This is a genomic window from Desulfosporosinus sp. (assembly GCF_014237355.1).
Taxonomy (GTDB): domain Bacteria; phylum Bacillota; class Desulfitobacteriia; order Desulfitobacteriales; family Desulfitobacteriaceae; genus Desulfosporosinus.
Window position 1 is genome coordinate 1 of the sequence record NZ_JABZFS010000060.1, and the last position, 16,962, is coordinate 16,962.

Genomic DNA, 16,962 nt, shown 5'->3' on the forward strand with positions numbered 1-16,962 from the left:
TGAGCGCAGCGAAGGATCTAGATCCTTCGCTGCGCTCAGGATGACATTGCCCTTGCTTTTTATATAACGATGACAAGTCTTTGACGAAAGACCGTGTAATTCCCCCGTGTAATTCCAGAGAGGATGATTATACTGTGAATTTTACAATTTTGTAACATCCTCTCATAGATGTCAGTACAAAAAGAAAAGTTGCATTTATGCAACTTTCTATTTCGCTTCGTTGTTATGCAACACTTCGTACAAGGCATGAAAAGCAGGCTGAAGGTTGGGGTTATCAATCCCCTGTAATACTATTGTCTGATTGAGGATAACCTGTCCTACATTTGCGCCTTCAACTTCTATTTGTATGGATTGAATATCTAAGGTTAAGGGGCGTTTATCGACAATAAATTTCATGCGCTTTGGTTTAGGAAAGTTAGCTTGAATTCTAGTAACTTTTTGGGGTAGCGCTTTAGACGAGGATTGTACGGAACTCGGTGTTTGCAAATCACTTAGGACAAACGAAGACTCGAGGAGAAACTTTTGTAGAACCGCCGTATTTGTGTTCCAAGGTAATTCAATTAATTCCGATTGAGTCATTCCCGAAGGGGAAACCGATAAGATTAAATACGTGCATTCTTGTGTTAAAAAGGGTTTTGGAGAACATCCGCTAAGGAAGAGACTGGTGAATAAAACTCCGAGACTTAGTCCGAATATCGATATCTTCCGTTTTAACAATGGATATCCTTCTTCCTAAATTAAAGATAGTCGAAACTCAAATTTAATTCGCTATATATTCCGTAAAATCCTGCTTTCGTTGGTCCCTTTCGTAAAAATAGTGTACAATATATCAAGAGAGGGGTCAACATTTGTGCGCAAGGATATGGTGATTTTTGATATCGAGACAAGGGGTTTGGAGTCTGATGAACAAGATAGTTTAGAATTGGCTGCACTCCGAATCCGAGACGGAAAGATTCAAGAGTCATATCATTATATAAAGAAAGAACTCGGCCATGCTTCGCTGCAAACGAACCATCGTCAAAGAATTATGGATTTCTTTGATGATACAGTTCTTATAAGTCACGAAATATCTGCCTCCCAATCGATCCTTGAAAGAGAGTTCAAGGTTCGAATTCAGCAACCTATCTGGGATACATTGGTATTAGCTAGGATTTTTTTCCCAACAATGCATCACTATCAGTTGACATACTTGGCAGAGAAGCTTTCTTTACCACGGATAGAAGAAAAATTAAACTCAGAAAGAAAAGCATGGTTGATATGGCTGGTTTTCGAAGCTTGCTGGAAAAAGGGCTTAGAATTTGATCTGAGCTTTTTTAACCAAGCAAACGGTTTTCTTGAGGGATGGGTAAGGGATGGCTTTTTTAAAGACTTACAAAAAGAAGTTATACAATCCTTTCCAGATCGACCAATTCGCACAGATTTGGTACTATCCCCTTCAACGGAGGGGTTGTTTTCGTATGCCAAGGCACCATCAGCAGTTATTCCCCAATCAATTGACTGGGTTGTTGACAACTTTTCCAGAGGCGGAAACCTGGAACAAAATTTAGCAAATTATGAAAGCAGACCAGGTCAAGTGACGATGGCTAGATTAATAGCGGAAGGATTGTCTTCCTCACATCATGTTGTTGTTGAAGCTGGAACAGGGACAGGTAAGTCGTTTGCTTATTTGATTCCCAGCCTATGGTCTGCTAAAAAAACCGGCAAAAAAGTCGTCATAGCCACCCATACGATACCCCTACAAGAGCAACTTCAAAAAAAAGATATTCCTGTATTAGAAGCAGTGTTGCCGTTTTCATTTCGAGCCTCCGTATTGAAAGGGAAAAATAACTATTGTTGCCTGAAAAAATGGCTGCTATGCCTAGGTACACATGAGCCTTTAGGTGCAGAACATAAGCTAGCGATTTTGAGTATGCTTGTATGGCTCAGAGAAACCCTTACTGGCGACATCCAGGAGCTGTCAAAGGTTCCCGGACTTATGGAGATTTGGCCTAGTATTAGTGCTGATAATGAAACTTGTATACCAGGCAGATGCTCTAAAGCCGGTGTTTGCTTCTTGCTAAGAGCTCGAAAGAAAGCAGAAGAGTCTGATGTTTTAATCGTTAATCATTCTCTGCTATTCTCCGATCTCAAAACAGACTATAATGTCTTGCCGGAGTATCATCACTTAGTAATTGACGAAGCGCATCAGATCTATCAAACAGCACTACAACACCTTGGTGCGGAGCTAAGTGTAGAGGATGTCACCCGAATAATAGACAGCATTTATCGACCCACGGGACTGAGTTTCTATGGGACAATCAAACATCGTATCGAGGCACTTACCCATATGGTACCTTCTGTACCCTGGGATATATTTATGAAACGGTTGGAAGGGATACCTGAAATCAGTAGGACCATCTTGGTACAAACAAACGAATTATTTGAGTTGTTGGCGATGATTTTAGGAGTGGAACGAACGTTCCGATTTGTAGCCCATCATACAAGCAGTCCTTGGTGGAATGGGCTTATAGTCCAAATCGAGAACCTAGTTGGTAGAGTCAAAGCATTGCTTACCACTCTCGAGAGTTTAACAAGTGCCTTAAACGGAGAGGACGCAGATGAGATTGAAGAATTAAAATACACTTTAACAAATCATCAAAGAGAATTGCAAGAACTTGGAGATACCCTAATACAAGCCATTGACCTAAATAACCCTAAACAAGTTACTTGGCTCGAACAATCGTCGAGATTATATCTTAAAACATCCCCCATCGAAGTAAGTGAAATTCTTAAAGATAAGATCTTCTCGCGTCTGGACTCTGTTGTTCTCACTTCAGCAACGCTGAGCATTTCAAGTTCATTTGATTACTTTCTTCAAGATATCGGATTACCAAGGACAACAAAAACAGCGCAAGTAGACTCCCCTTTTGACTATGAACGCCAAATGCAATTAATCGTCGTAAAGAAGGGTATTAATGTCTATAATTCCGATCAGGAGAAGGCTTTAGAACTCTCTGAGTTTATAGCTGAAGTTGCAGAACGTATGAACGGTCGGACGCTGGTTCTTTTTACAGCCCATAGTTTACTTCGTCAAACTCATGCATCCTTAAATCCCGTTCTTGCTAGAAAGGGAATCGAAACCCTGGCTCAAGGGATCCATGGCGAGCGCAGTACTTTGATTGAAGCCTTTAAAAGAAACCCCAAAAGCGTTCTGTTAGGTGCCAATAGCTTTTGGGAAGGAATCGATATTCCAGGTGATGCATTATCTTGTGTGATTATAGTTAAACTTCCATTTTGGCCGCCAACCCTGCCTTTAATCGAAGCTAGATCTGAGTATCTTAAATCTCAAGGACGGGATCCCTTCCGTGATCTTTTACTACCTGAAGCAGTAATCCGCTTTAAACAAGGCTTTGGGCGTCTAATACGTTCTAGAGGGGATCGTGGGATAGTAATCTTACTTGATGACAGGGTCATTGAAAAATATTATGGAAGATTCTTTTTAGGATCACTACCAATCAAGACGCATATTCGTGGAGAGAATTCTTTAGTATTTCGAAAAATTGAGGAATATACTAGGGATTTAGACGAAGAGCTTTTATAATCGGGCTGAAAATGATAAACTAGAGAAAAGCTGAGGAGGAGGTTTAAAGTCTAGTGAGGGGAAATCCTATTACTACACGCATGATCCCCAGTATATTTACATTGGCTAATTTGCTTTTTGGGTTTTTAGCCCTGATCTGGGTTATTGAAGGTGCTTACACATTAGCAGCTGCCATGATCCTGCTATCAGTTCTTATGGATAGTTTGGACGGGAAAGTCGCGCGCAGACTTTCTGTGAGCTCAGATTTTGGTAAAGAGCTTGATTCCTTAAGCGACCTGGTCTCTTTTGGGGTGGCACCTGCTATTCTTACTTATCAAGCAATCTTGTACCCTCAGTCAGATTATGTTAAGTATGCTGGGTTAGTTATTGCTGCGGTTTTTGCACTTTGTGGTGCCGTCCGTTTAGCACGATTTAATATGATGAATATTACAACTTATTTTGTTGGTGTACCTATTACCTTTGCAGGCGGTTTTATGGCCCTTTTAATGTTTTTCCGAACAATGTTGCCTTGGTATATCTATCTTGTCAGCATGGTGGTCTTAGCATTCTTAATGGTGTCCACGTTTAAAGTAGCTAAGTTGGGGAAGTAGAGGGGACTTGTGAAGGGACTTGTGTGACACAGCGTTCGGTGCTTACGACGCAGAGCAAACTAACCGTTTAAGCTCTTGGCTTTGGGGAGCGGGGTTCATCCTTCGGCGATAGTATTGTTTGAAGAACCCGCCTACGGCGATAATCTCCACCGGAGACTATCGTACCAGATGAGCCGTCCTTGGCTCACTGGTGGCAGTGTACATCCCTGTACACTGCCCCGTATCTGGGGTCGCTTAAACGGAAGTTTGCTTTTCTGCTTACGTAAAGACCTCGCGCTCGTGTCACACTGCGTCCTGGCTTTGGAGCGTTTAGTTAGTCTTTGAAGATCGTTGAGATGTGCTTGTGGTTTCGGGAGACGGCACATTTCATGTGCGCCGTCTTGTTTGATACAGTTTATTGGGGTCGGTCGTTTAGACGGAAGTTGCTTTTCTACTTACGTAAAGACCTCGTGCTCGTGTCACATTGCGTCCTGGCTTTGGTGCATTTAGTTATTCTTGAAGATTAAGAAGAATGTGTGTGGGGGTGGGGAGACGGCACATTTTATGTGCGCAGTCTTGTTTGGAGTTCGATAGGATTAATGATTTTAGAATTACATAAGAGCAGGGAAGGTGTTTTGACCTCTCTGCTCTTTCCTTTTTGTGGAAATTATAGGTACCTAAAGTTGCCTTTGAAGGTCCTTTCTTGCAGTCCGCGGACCTTCGCCTGCGACATTTACGCTATGCTAACCCGTGCGAATACAGTGTCTTCGTTCCGCTAAGTTAACATGTAAGACAGTGTTACTACGTGTGAAGACAGTGTCTGACAAGAAGGGCTAATACGTTTAAAGACAGTGTCTTAGTGTGGGCGCAAACCAAATTTTCTTTATTCACCCTTAGTTCGCATTAAGCATATAGTATGGCACGGGTATCGAATGCTTAGGGGGGACATATAATGGATAATCAACAAATAAGCTGGAATAGCGTGGGTTTACGTATGGTTCAAGGGTTAACTACTACGATTGATGCAGTTCGTCAATTAGATGTTCAGGAAGCGTCTTTAGTTATGAGGCTGTTAGGGAAGAGTTGTACACGTATGATTAAGGATGGAGTAGGACATCAATTCGGAGTTGCCTTGATCGAAACTAGTGCTCAATTGGCTATGAAAGAGAAATTGGTGTTAGAAGATGTGCTTAAACTTATTACAGGGATTATCGGTCGTCTCTATTTCACAGCCAATACAGAAGAAGAGCGTTTGCTGGTTGCCCAACTTGAAGATGCAGTAAAGAATTACCAATCGGTTTAAGAGGTCATTCGCGACTTTGTCTGCATACATTACCACTGAGTGTGGATTTTAAGCGGATGTAAAGGGGGACAGAGACTATGCGCATTTACTATGTTCGTTTACCTGAGTTCGTGCTTAATGTTTTAAGAAAAGTTTTTGGATAAAGTGGTCTTAAAGTTACTTTTCCCTCCTAGAATATATAGAGAGACAAGCAAGGAGGGAAATTATGCGTCAAAGTCGTTATGCGTGGATACTTGGGATATCACTCGTCTGTCTAATGACACTAATTGTCTTGAAAACACCTCAAGCAGTGATATCGACTCTAGCGGATCCTCAATATGGCAGTGCTCCGAGAACTACAGTCCAACAGTTTTGGAAGTTGATGGACTTACGTCAAACTGACCTAGCAAGTGATCTGCTTAGTTTGCCCATGGGTTCTTTAGATGAACGTGAGTTCAAAGCTTGGGAGACCCGAATGAACAAGGATCCTCTGTTATCCTTACAAAAAGTGGAGTTTATGAATCCTAATACAGACGGTTCACAAGAAATCGTTGTGCGGGTTTCATGGACGACATCTTCATCAAAGGATGAACTAAAGGCAATGTTTTCTATGAATCTGGAACAAACCGAAAAAGGCTGGAAAATTAAAGGTATAAAGCGGATCAACGACCTCTCGTATATTGGGGGGGATCATGATGGAAGGTCAGTTCCGACCTGACACTGATAAGCATTCAAGCTCTCAAAAGAGCGAAGCACCGTTGCGCTTATATGTGGGTATACTCTACTTAGCTATTGGGTTAGTTATCTTTTTGTTGGCTAAATAAACCTCTTAATTTCATAAGAAAATCGTAAGAAACACGGTTGTACCATCTGGTAAACCGTGTTTTCTTATGTATAGTAGAGTATGTTTAGACTCTGAAAAACCTAGGAGATTAGTGTCCCAGGGTATAATGGTTTTAATCTATACTTTAATCTTAGCCTCCGTATAGTAAAGCGTCGAATGGTTTAAACTGAGTTCGTCGAATATTTTCTGAGTGCGTAAATACACACTGAGTTGTGTTTTCGGTCACACTTAAACCTAGTTTAGAATGCTAAACTATAAACACAAGAAGGAGGTCATTCAAATGGCAGACGTGAAAAAAGAGGTTCCTGAATTAGAATGCTCAAACTGTGGGACTACAAGTGAATTAACCCCTGTAATAACTTATGTCCACCAAGGTGAAGAGAAACATGTATGCACGCGTTGTTTACCAGCGCTCATTCATGGTTAGGAGATGAGTCCATGCGATTTACACTAGATATGAAACTAAAAGACATTATGTCTTCAAATCCAAAAACTGCTGAAGCTATGCAGGAATTAGGATTACACTGTCTAGGCTGCGCATTTTCAGTTAACGAAACGTTGGCTAATGCAGCACAGATGCATAGTATTGATCCAAATGTGTTGTTAGAAAAAGTAAATTCTGTTGAACAAGGTGAAATGTCTGAAGAGGCTGCGGCAAAAGCCCAACCTGCTGGGGGCATCTTACAAATGGACAAGAAGACTTATTCTATTGCACCTCATATACCTGCAGGAGTTGTGACCCCAGATATTTTACGTAAAATTGCTGATGTTTCTGAAAAATACCATGCCCAAGCACTCAAGGTTACTTCTGCTCAGCGAATAGCTATCGTTGGTCTTAAACCCGAGGATGTTCCTAAAGTTTGGGAAGACTTAGGTATGGACCCCGGACATGCGGTGGGTTTATGTGTCCGAAGTGTAAAAGTGTGCCCAGGGGATACCTTTTGTAAGAGAGGGTTACAGGAAACCTTATCGCTGGGCATGGATATTGACAAGCGTTATCACGGTATGCAATTGCCTTCAAAATTCAAGATTGGACTTTCAGGCTGTCCCAATAAATGTTCGGATTCTGCTTCCGTAGATTTAGGACTGATGGGTACTAGCAAAGGTTATCATATGTATGTCGGTGGAAATGGCGGAGTTAAACCAAGACAAGGGAATATTCTTTTAGAAAATCTAAAAAAAGAGCAAATAATTCCCGCTATGGATGCCGTCATTGATTACTATAAGAAAAATGCTAAACCCCAGGAGAGGATAGGGCGTCTTATTGACCGAATTGGTTTGGATGAACTGCGTGAATATGCCGAGCAGGCACGAGATAAAGGTATTGAAAAAGCGGATGAATAATCATCCGCTTTCACCTATTTATTATTAATCAACATGTATAGCATCCGTCGGACAACCATCAGCAGCGTCTTTTGCCGATGCCTCGACCTCACTAGGAACAGGGTTAGTATAGGCTACGGCTAATCCATCATCCTCCATTTTAAATACCTCGGGACAAAATTCGGGGCAAGCTCCGCAACCAATACAAGCATCTTTATCAACTGCAGCTATCATTATAAATCCTCCTTTAACTACTTTAAGATTATTCTTAGATTATTCTTCCCTAGAATATAGCTACTATTCTTCAATATATCACTATAAATTTTATTAAATGAAAAATATTGTTCATTATATCAGGTAAATACAGATTGCCTTGATAATAATGATAAATCTCGATGGTCTTCATAACAATTCGATTATGATTTCATAATAAGTTAATCATATAGAAAATATTAGACTATTTTGCGATAATTATAAATACCATAAATATCCATAAAACCCCTTTTGTAGTAAGAGTTTAGCCATATTTCAACCCCTTTTTATAATTGCCTTATTATTTGCGATTTCGACATCACCCCTAGCGTATAATAAAGGCACGGTCGAGATCAGTGCTTAAGGCAATGAATGGTGGACCGGAATACAATTAAGGCGGGTTGATTAAAAGTATGAGCAAAAAAATAAAAATAATTGTCGCGGACGATAACCGGAATTTATGTCAAATGCTACAGAACTATCTCCAAGGTCAAGAAGATTTGAGTGTAGTTGGAGTTGCAAATAATGGCTTAGAAGCTTGGGAGTTAATTCAAAGTCAAGAACCAGATTTGATTATTCTTGACTTGGTAATGCCAAATTTAGATGGTTTAGGGGTATTAGAAAGAATCAATGCACGGACGACGATTAACCGTCCTAAAATAATCATGCTAACAGCCTTTGGACAAGAGTCTCTCACTCATCAGGCCATGATGCTCGGGGTAGACTACTTTATTCTTAAACCCTTTGATTTAGATATACTCAGTAAACGTATTCGCTCATTAACTCAGGATATGCCATCCACTCCTCCTACCCAGAATACCTCTTCTGCTTCGCCCATTGTTACCACAGTCGGAAGTGGCCTTAATCTTCATGTCGAAGTAACAACAATGATGCATCAAATAGGGATTCCAGCCCATGTCAAAGGATATCAATACATAAGAGATGCCATTCTGATGGTGGTTGAGGATGTCTCGTTGCTAGGTGCCGTAACCAAAGAACTATATCCTAGTATCGCGAAAAAGTTCGACACTGCACCTAGCCGTGTAGAACGGGGAATTCGACACGCCATAGAGTTAGCCTGGGAACGTGGACATACGGATACACTTAAACGAATTTTCGGATATTCGATGAACATAGAGCGACAAAAACCTACGAACTCGGAATTTATAGCGCTCCTTGCAGATAAATTGAGAGTTATGAGTAAGGTTAGCTAAAGGAAAAAGCAACAATCTTTTTTCACTAAACACCTTTAAACGTTTGCCTATGACTTTGATTCGACATGTGGTACTGGTAAATTCAGACGAACTGCACAGGATAAATAAACTAAAGGGGTGTGACTAAGAATCACATCCCTTTGCTGTTACATGAGATTTTGGGCTAATAATGAAATAAGTAAAGCACCTCCATTGTTTAAGGAAATGCGAGGTGCTTTAGAGTTATATCCAAATATATTAGCAAGTATTAGCAAGTATTATATTGAAATTGTTGTTGAAATGTCGTTTTGTTGATAGACTATGTAAGTAAAATTACTTTACGGGCAGTAATTCAAAGAATAATACCTCCAAACTTTCAGATTTGACACGCGGATAAAAAGGAGACGGTTATCTTGAAGGGTAAGTTAATAGTAATCGAAGCAGGGGATGGTTGTGGTAAGGCTACCCAAACAAAACTATTGTTTGATAAACTTGCCTCTAATAACTATAGGGTTAAGAAGGTTGAATTTCCTGACTATGAGAGTAATTCCTCAGCTCTCATCAAGATGTATTTAAATGGAGAATTTGGGGTCGATCCGAATGACGTCAATCCTTATGCAGCATCGACATTCTATGCCGCTGATCGATATGCCTCCTATAAGAGGGGTTGGGAAGGCTTCTATCAGAGCGGCGGAATTATTTTGGCAGATAGATATACTACATCAAACATGGTTCATCAGGCGGCAAAAATAATTAATCCTGCTGATAGAGAGGAATATCTCAAGTGGTTATGGGATTTGGAATTTGTAAAGTTTAAGCTTCCGGTACCCGATTGCGTAATTTTCCTGGATATGCACCCGAAATTTAGTCAAATATTAATAAGCAATCGATCGAACAAATATGGCAGTGCTGAAAAAGACATACATGAGCGAAATTATAATTATTTACTAAACTCCTATAACAATGCGACAGAGATCAAGATTTCCTATGGGTGGACAATGGTGAATTGTATACATAATGGTGAATTAAGGAGTAAGGAAGATATCCATAATGAGATTTATGAAATAGTAAAGAATTCAATTGATTAGGGAAAATGTTAAAGGTATTAAGGGATTATTGTAGAACTATATATTGCTTGTAGCAGACAACTCTTACCTTATCGAAATTGAGGCCGTATATACAAAAAGAAAGATGTTAGGAAATTGGGAGGAGAAAAAATGCTTAATAGTAAACGATATCCTTCACTTGTTATTGCTATTATAGTATCTGCAGCTTTAATTCTGACAGGTTGTGGACTAACTACTAAGCCTACGAAAAATACCACACTAAGTGCTTCAATTCCTGTTGATGGTGGATTGTTTCGTTTTGGAATGATTTCCAGTCCGACTGCCCTTGACCCCGCATTTTTAGTTGAAGTCAATGGGATTGAAATTGCGAAAGAACTCTACGATGGGCTGATAAGATACGATCCTAATACTCTAGAAGTAAAACCTGCTATAGCGGAGAAATGGGATTATTCAGCCGATAAAAAAGTACTTACCTTCCATATCCGTAAGGATGTTAAGTTTCATGATGGTACGGGTGTGAATGCTCAAGATATTCTCGATGTTTGGAACCGCTTAGCAGCTAAAGCCACAGTCTCCCCGGTAGCTTTTCCGCTGGAACCCATTGTAGGCTTTGCTGAGGTGAACAGTGGAGCGGCTCAAACAATTTCTGGGTTAAAAAAGATTGATGACTATACCATCGAGGTGACTTTAAAGGAAAAGAATGCAGCTTTCCTCACCTCTTTAGGTCATCCAACGGTCAGTATTTATAAGCTCGAGGCTGCTAAAAAAGCTGGCCAAGACTTTGGTACCCCTGCTTCCACTCCTGAAACCATAGTGGGAACAGGAGCTTTTAAGTTTGTAAAGTGGAATTCCGATCAAGATATAACCATTGAAAAATTCAAGGATTACTATGGGACAAAGGCTCATGTGGATCAAGTGGTTTACAAAATCTTTAAAGATGAATCCACTGCTTTAAATGAGTTTCGGGCAGGAACCTTAGATTATGTCGATTTATTACCTCCTGGTCAAAGCCAAGCGATCATCCAGGAATTTCCTGATCAGACCATTAAGACAATTACGTTCACAAATGAGTTCATTGGATTTAATCTAAGTAAGGCGCCTTTTAAGGATAATGTATACTTGCGTAAAGCTATCGCTTATGCCATTGATCCACAGAGTGTTGTCGATAGTATACTTAGCGGTCTATCAACAGTTTCCAACGGTCCATTACCAATAACAATGCCTGGTTATGATAAAGACCTTATATGTCCATCCTTTGACCAGACAAAAGCCAAAGAGTACTTAGCTAAAGCAGGGTACCCTGAAGGTAAAGGACTTGCACCGATTCAATATGCCTATAACTTTAACCAAACTAATCAAATAATTGCAGAAGCCTTTCAAAGTCAGCTCAAAGAGGTTGGAATCCCAACGGAATTAAAATCCATGGAATGGGGCTCCTACATTAATGCTGTACAGCAGGGCGATACACAAATGTTCCGACTAGCTTGGGGTGCTGACTATCCGGACCCTGATAATTCTTTACGGGTTCTCTATACAAAATCTCAATGGGGTATGAATAATAATACGTTTTATTCGAATCCACAAGTCGAGACGTTGATGACTCAAGGGCTGGAAGAAAATGATACATTAAAACGAATGGCCATCTACAAAACCATCCAAGAAAAGCTTGTAGAGGATCAACCGGCGATATGGACATTTAACACTACCTATTTGCGCTTATTTGGAAAAAATGTTCATGACTTAACCATTAGTGCTCTCGACCAAAAAGATATGCGTACTGTATGGTTATCAAAGTAGTTTGTTGCAAAAATACTATGCAGTTTATGCAATCACTTGCATAAACTGCATTTAATTCATTTATCTTTAGTTAAATTTTACGGATCTACTATGAGAGTCTGCTGATTCATGGGAGGAAGTATAGTCGTGGCACGTTTTATCATTTGGCGTATTTTCCAATTGATACCTGTCATCTTAGGAATATCAATCCTCACGTTTTTAATGATGTCCTTTGTCCCTGGTGATCCAGTTGTATTGATGTTAGGGAAACATATTTCACCCCAAACCTTGGAAAATGCTCGCCAAGGCTTGGGACTGGATCAACCGCTGTTAACACGTTATCTTCAGTATTTATGGAATGCTCTTCAGGGAGATTTTGGGCGTTCTTATATACAACATCAAGAAGTTTCCCAGATGCTTTACGACAAGATTCCGGTTACCTTTTGTCTCGTGGTTGTAGCTCAAACAATGGCCCTAACTTTGGGGGTCCTGATCGGAGTTTTGGCATCAGTTAAGCGATACAGCTTTTGGGATAGGTTTACAACCTTTTCTGCTTTGATTGGGGTTTCCATGCCTACCTTTTGGCTGGGCATGGTGTTGCAATTAGTATTTGGTGTTTTGCTCCACATACTCCCTGTTAGTGGTACAGGTGGAGAAGGATTTCATCTGCAAAACTATATCTTACCTGGATTTACACTCGGATTTGCTTCAATGGCTATGTATGCACAATTAATTCGTTCTAACATGATAGAGGTTCTACACATGGATTATATTCGAACTGCACGAGCTAAAGGGCTCTCCAGTCGTATAGTTGTTTTTAAGCATGCTATGAGAAATGCCCTTATTCCTGTGACAACTCAGGCAGGTGTAGATTTCGGAAGTCTGATGGGTGGTGCCATTTTAACTGAAACTATATTTTCCCTTCCTGGAATTGGCACTATGCTTTTCAATGCTATCTCTAGACGAGACTATCCTGTCGTTCAGGGCGTAACCCTCTTTTTAGCTCTGGTCTTTGTGCTGATTAACTTACTAGTGGATATTTCCTATGCTCTTTTAGATCCTCGGATCCGATATGACTAATGATTGAAAGTTGAGGAGAGGAGAAACTATCGAATGTGGACTCGCTTGAGAACTGATTGGGTTGTAATTTTCGGTCTTTTCCTCGTTTTATTAGCAGTAATTTTTGCCTTTTGTGCAGAGATTATTGCTCCTTATGATCCGCTGCAGGTTGCTATGTACGAATCTCTAGAAGCACCTAGCTTCGATCACATTATGGGTACGGATATTCTTGGGCGAGACGTATTTAGCAGAATTATTTACGGAGCAAGGCCATCCTTAATTATTGGAGTGGTGGCGACAAGTATTTCACTCTTGATCGGATTAATCATTGGTGCTATTGCAGGATATTATGGTGGTTGGCTAGATTCTTTACTAATGAGAATCACGGATGTTTTCTTGGCATTTCCGTTTTTTTTGTTGGCCATAGCAATCCTAACATTTTTAGGCACAAATCTTCTAAATATCTTTATTGCCTTAAGTATGGTTGGCTGGACAAATTATGCTAGACTCGTTCGTGGACAGGTCATATCTCTTAAACACCGTGACTATGTAAAAGCCGCTCGTTCTATAGGTGCAAACGATTCAAGAATTATCCTGAGACATGTCCTTCCAAATATATTAGCACCAGTGATTGTCTATACAACCATGAACGTTGGGGTTATTATCTTAGCAGAGGCTGGTTTGAGTTTTTTAGGACTTGGCGTTCAGCCTCCCCATCCGAGTTGGGGCTTAATGTTAGCTGAAGGTAAAGACTATTTTTTTGCGGCTTCTTGGACAGTCATTTGGCCTGGGATAGCCATCTTCTTGACTGTACTGGGTTATAACTTATTAGGGGATGGCCTACGCAGTGCGTTAGATCCGCGCCAGTAATGTTTGGATCTTGACCCAATACTGTTTTTTCATTCATCAGGGGTGGGGCTAAGCTGCATGGAAGTCTTATACGTAAAAAAAGCCACAACAGAGTTGTGGCTTGGTTTGTCATGGTGCGCCCGGCGGGATTTGAACCTGCGACCTCCGGCTTCGGAAACCGTCACTCTATCCACTGAGCTACGAGCGCTTATTGGGAACACTTCAATACTTTAACCTAAGTATATATCGTTTGTCAAGGGTTGGTTAAGCTAGGTTGGTTAAGCTTAAGTTAGGATTTGTCTCTAGGCAGACTCTAGGATATAATCTAAAGATGAATAAATGCGTTTTAAGAAACAAGGACGGGGGATTCTCTATTGCCTAGACCTTTTCGTGACTACTTTACCTGGCAATTATTTAAGCACTTTATTGGCATCGTAATCGGAGCAACTATTGTAAGTATCAGTATCAATACATTGATTATTCCGAATGAAATTGCAGATGGAGGAGCTACTGGTATTTCCATAATTCTCTATTACTTATTTAATTGGCCTGTCAGTTGGACAGTGCTGCTCATAAATCTCCCGCTTTTTTTTCTAGGGCTGCGTATGGTAGGGAGAGATTTCTTAGTGTTTAGTGTTGTTGGTGTCGGACTCCTCTCCGCCACCCTTTCCCTGACTGCGCACCTTCCAGTATTAACGGACGATAGATTGTTAGCCGCGATATCCGGAGGGGTTCTTACTGGAATTGGAATGGGGATTATCTTTCGATCTAGAGGGTCACTTGGCGGAACGGATATTTTAGCAGTATTGCTTGCGAGAACAACTTCATTTAGTGTTGGACAAATCCTGCTTGGGATTGATGCTCTCATTTTTCTCGGTGCTGCTATCTTGTTTAGACCAGAGATGGCCATGTATGCTATGATTTATATGTTCATTGCAACTCGAGTTGTGGATCTTGTTCAGGAAGGCTTAAGTTTATCAAAATCAGTCATGGTGGTTACAACAGAGCCCCAGAAAATATCTGAGGAAATCATGGCCAAGCTTGAGCGAGGGGTAACACTTTTTCAAGCAATCGGAGCTTTCTCAGGAGAAAATAAGCAAGTTGTTTATTGTGTTATCAATCGCTCAGAATTGTCTCAGATAAAAGAAATTGTTCGTAATCAGGACCCTCTTGCTTTTGTAGCTATTTCAGAAGTGCCAGAAGTTGTAGGGGAAGGCTTTTCAACCTGGAAAGGGCACTGACAAAACAGAGATGTATAATTTAAGGGATAAGGGATTAGAGATTCGCTCTTAGAATCATGAAAGGGCTTTAGAAACGAGGGAAAATATTGTTAAAACGACGTAAACGAGGTCGAAGAAATCGTCGGAAGACGATCTTCTTGCTACTTTTGACTATTGTTTTTATGTTAACAGCTGGACCCTTCGTTTGGCGTTTAGAGAAAATACGGCAGGCAAAAGATAATTATGATGTTCAAAAAGTGCAAGAAGAACTACATTGGTTTGAGAGAAATGCAGGCTTGTTAAATAAGCTAGGAATTATAAGAGATACACAACTATGGCTGGAACTCAATATGGGAGGTAAAGACTTAGAATCTAAGTTGGCCTCATATACAGACGAAAAGCACCAGTTTTGGTTATTGGTGCTTTATCTACAAGATGGGAAGTTAATAACTGCACAGAATGTCTTGGACATAATGAGTGAAAGCAATCTAAAATTGGTGGGAGAGGGGTTGTTGTCTCTCTCTAATGGAGATGTGCAACAAGCTCGGCGTTTACTCACTGCAACCGAAATAAACTGGAAGTCATTATCGATTGATGAGCAGACAATCAGGCATTTAACCTTAGCTCATGCGGCCTTGGCCCAGGAAGATCTTCAAGCTGCACAATCTGAGCTCGCAGCGGCACAGCAACTAAGCCCGAATAACCCAGCTTGTTTATCCATGGCTTTCGATGTGGCCCTAGAGGAAGAGCAATGGACAAAAGCTTTTGAGCTTAGTCAATCCATTGATGCACAAACATGGCGGCCTAAAAATAGGCTATATGAGACGAAGAAAGCGATCCTCTCAATTCATCATGGTAATCTAAACGGGTTAACGGATAGCTTGGTCTCTTTGCAGGAACTGCCTAAGGGGGAAGTGTATATAACCTATGTGAAAGGAATCCAGGCCTTAGCAAAAGGACAGGTCGAAATTGGGGAAAACTTACTTAAAAGCGCCCTTGATAGCGGACTCCAGGGCGAATTAAACCAGGATGCAAAAAAAGCTTTAAATCAAGTAATTGATCGACAAAAGGCAGATTTCAAATTGCGCTCTATTGTGGCTGAAACAAGCTGAGCAGGTCTTTACTTAGCTGGGAGCGGCTCTTCTTTTAAGTTGCTTTCAGGCGGCCATGTACTGCTTGCCTCAGATAGTAACGTTCCGACGGGGACAAGGGTGTACCCTTTACTCTTAAGGTTCTGTATAACTATGGGTAAGGCTTGAATAGTATCAGGTGCAGAATCTGAGGCGTGAAATAGGATGATGTCTCCGGGTTTGGCACCACCTCCTGCCCGGGACCCATTGAGTACGTTGTTAACAACGGCACTAGGACCGGGCCGTTTCCAGTCTAGAGAATCAACACTCCACTGAATCACACGATAGCCTAATTGATCGGCGGTTGCGATTACCTTATTATTATACGCACCATTAGGAGTACGTATCAGCCGGACTTTCTTACTGGTTATTTGTTCTAGAACTTGTTGTGCTGTAATAATTTCTTTTTCTATTTCCGCTGCCCCTAAAGTATTAAGATCGATATGACGGTTTCCATGGGAACCGATTTCATGCCCTTCGGCTACCATTCGTTTCACTAGTTCTTGGTGTTTTTCAGCCCAAGGACTAGAGAGAAAAAAAGTGGCCCTAATTCCTTCTTTGTTTAGAGTATCTAAGATGGGTTCGGCCGTTTTTTCTCCCCAACTGATATCGAAGGTCAGACCAATAGCCTTGGAATTGACATTGACTGAATAGATTGGTTTTAACTTTCCAGAGAAAACCGATGTAACATTTTCTCGATAAGCAAGCATGACGAATAATAGAATTCCCCAGAGAGCAACATTTCGCCATGTGGGACGTTTGAAAATAATAATCCGCATTTGGCACTCCTCCTTCGACTAAAGAATATTCATTTGGTA

16 protein-coding genes and 1 tRNA gene are annotated in these 16,962 nt (G+C 40.7%); 13 read left to right on the forward strand and 4 right to left on the reverse strand.

Translation table 11 applies throughout. The annotated features are described in order from the left end of the window. Positions 1 to 207 precede the first annotated feature (207 nt). Complete coding sequence (locus tag HGJ98_RS12610) at positions 208 to 717, reverse strand: hypothetical protein (protein WP_291351766.1); 510 nt, start codon at positions 715 to 717, stop codon at positions 208 to 210. 133 nt (positions 718 to 850) lie between these two features. On the opposite strand from HGJ98_RS12610, the gene HGJ98_RS12615 reads away from it, so the two are divergent. The 6 genes from HGJ98_RS12615 (at position 851) to HGJ98_RS12640 (ending at position 7,619) form a co-directional block, all read left to right on the forward strand. Beyond that, on the forward strand, positions 851 to 3,580 hold the full coding sequence (locus HGJ98_RS12615; protein ID WP_291351767.1) for a helicase C-terminal domain-containing protein: 2,730 nt from the start codon (positions 851 to 853) through the stop codon (positions 3,578 to 3,580). Between the two features lie 53 nt (positions 3,581 to 3,633). Next, positions 3,634 to 4,170, forward strand: coding sequence for a CDP-diacylglycerol--serine O-phosphatidyltransferase (gene pssA / locus HGJ98_RS12620; RefSeq protein ID WP_291351768.1), 537 nt, complete (start codon positions 3,634 to 3,636; stop codon positions 4,168 to 4,170). A gap of 931 nt (positions 4,171 to 5,101) precedes the next feature. Beyond that, positions 5,102 to 5,452, forward strand: coding sequence for a recombinase (locus HGJ98_RS12625; RefSeq protein WP_291351769.1), 351 nt, complete (start codon positions 5,102 to 5,104; stop codon positions 5,450 to 5,452). Positions 5,453 to 5,657: 205 nt separating this feature from the next. After that, positions 5,658 to 6,149 (forward strand): hypothetical protein, encoded by a 492-nt coding sequence (locus HGJ98_RS12630; RefSeq protein WP_291351770.1) that lies wholly within the window; start codon positions 5,658 to 5,660, stop codon positions 6,147 to 6,149. A gap of 406 nt (positions 6,150 to 6,555) precedes the next feature. Then, positions 6,556 to 6,702, forward strand: a complete 147-nt coding sequence (locus tag HGJ98_RS12635) for a hypothetical protein (protein ID WP_291351771.1) — start codon at positions 6,556 to 6,558, stop codon at positions 6,700 to 6,702. Between the two features lie 11 nt (positions 6,703 to 6,713). Next, the gene (locus HGJ98_RS12640; RefSeq protein ID WP_291351772.1) at positions 6,714 to 7,619 is read left to right on the forward strand and encodes a DUF1858 domain-containing protein; all 906 of its coding nucleotides are present in this window, start codon (positions 6,714 to 6,716) and stop codon (positions 7,617 to 7,619) included. Between the two features lie 24 nt (positions 7,620 to 7,643). Here the strand turns inward: HGJ98_RS12640 and HGJ98_RS12645 are convergent, their stop codons facing one another. Beyond that, entirely contained in the window at positions 7,644 to 7,832 is a 189-nt protein-coding gene (locus HGJ98_RS12645) for a ferredoxin (protein ID WP_291351773.1), read from the reverse strand. A 431-nt stretch (positions 7,833 to 8,263) separates the two neighbouring features. Here HGJ98_RS12645 and spo0A point away from each other — a divergent pair, with 431 nt between their 5' ends. From spo0A to nikC, 5 genes are all read left to right on the forward strand, one after another. After that, entirely contained in the window at positions 8,264 to 9,064 is an 801-nt protein-coding gene (spo0A, locus tag HGJ98_RS12650) for a sporulation transcription factor Spo0A (protein ID WP_291351774.1), read from the forward strand. 389 nt (positions 9,065 to 9,453) lie between these two features. Beyond that, positions 9,454 to 10,131: a thymidylate kinase gene (locus HGJ98_RS12655; protein WP_291351817.1), complete on the forward strand. Its 678-nt coding sequence runs from the start codon at positions 9,454 to 9,456 to the stop codon at positions 10,129 to 10,131. Positions 10,132 to 10,260: 129 nt separating this feature from the next. Next, positions 10,261 to 11,907 (forward strand): ABC transporter substrate-binding protein, encoded by a 1,647-nt coding sequence (locus HGJ98_RS12660; RefSeq protein WP_291351775.1) that lies wholly within the window; start codon positions 10,261 to 10,263, stop codon positions 11,905 to 11,907. Positions 11,908 to 12,033: 126 nt separating this feature from the next. Next, entirely contained in the window at positions 12,034 to 12,966 is a 933-nt protein-coding gene (locus tag HGJ98_RS12665) for an ABC transporter permease (protein ID WP_291351776.1), read from the forward strand. 33 nt (positions 12,967 to 12,999) lie between these two features. Continuing rightward, the gene (gene nikC / locus HGJ98_RS12670) at positions 13,000 to 13,815 is read left to right on the forward strand and encodes a nickel transporter permease (RefSeq protein ID WP_291351777.1); all 816 of its coding nucleotides are present in this window, start codon (positions 13,000 to 13,002) and stop codon (positions 13,813 to 13,815) included. Between the two features lie 111 nt (positions 13,816 to 13,926). Here the strand turns inward: nikC and HGJ98_RS12675 are convergent. Further along, positions 13,927 to 14,002: transfer RNA gene (locus HGJ98_RS12675), tRNA-Arg, on the reverse strand. Positions 14,003 to 14,168: 166 nt separating this feature from the next. Between HGJ98_RS12675 and HGJ98_RS12680 the strand changes: the two genes are divergently transcribed. Both HGJ98_RS12680 and HGJ98_RS12685 read left to right on the forward strand, forming a co-directional pair. Beyond that, positions 14,169 to 15,035: a YitT family protein gene (locus tag HGJ98_RS12680; RefSeq protein WP_291351778.1), complete on the forward strand. Its 867-nt coding sequence runs from the start codon at positions 14,169 to 14,171 to the stop codon at positions 15,033 to 15,035. 86 nt (positions 15,036 to 15,121) lie between these two features. Continuing rightward, positions 15,122 to 16,126 carry a hypothetical protein gene (locus HGJ98_RS12685; protein ID WP_291351779.1) on the forward strand — a complete coding sequence of 335 codons (1,005 nt, stop codon included), beginning with the start codon at positions 15,122 to 15,124 and terminating at the stop codon, positions 16,124 to 16,126. Positions 16,127 to 16,134: 8 nt separating this feature from the next. On the opposite strand, the gene HGJ98_RS12690 is transcribed toward HGJ98_RS12685, so the two are convergent. Continuing rightward, complete coding sequence (locus HGJ98_RS12690; RefSeq protein ID WP_291351780.1) at positions 16,135 to 16,923, reverse strand: polysaccharide deacetylase family protein; 789 nt, start codon at positions 16,921 to 16,923, stop codon at positions 16,135 to 16,137. Positions 16,924 to 16,962 lie beyond the last annotated feature (39 nt).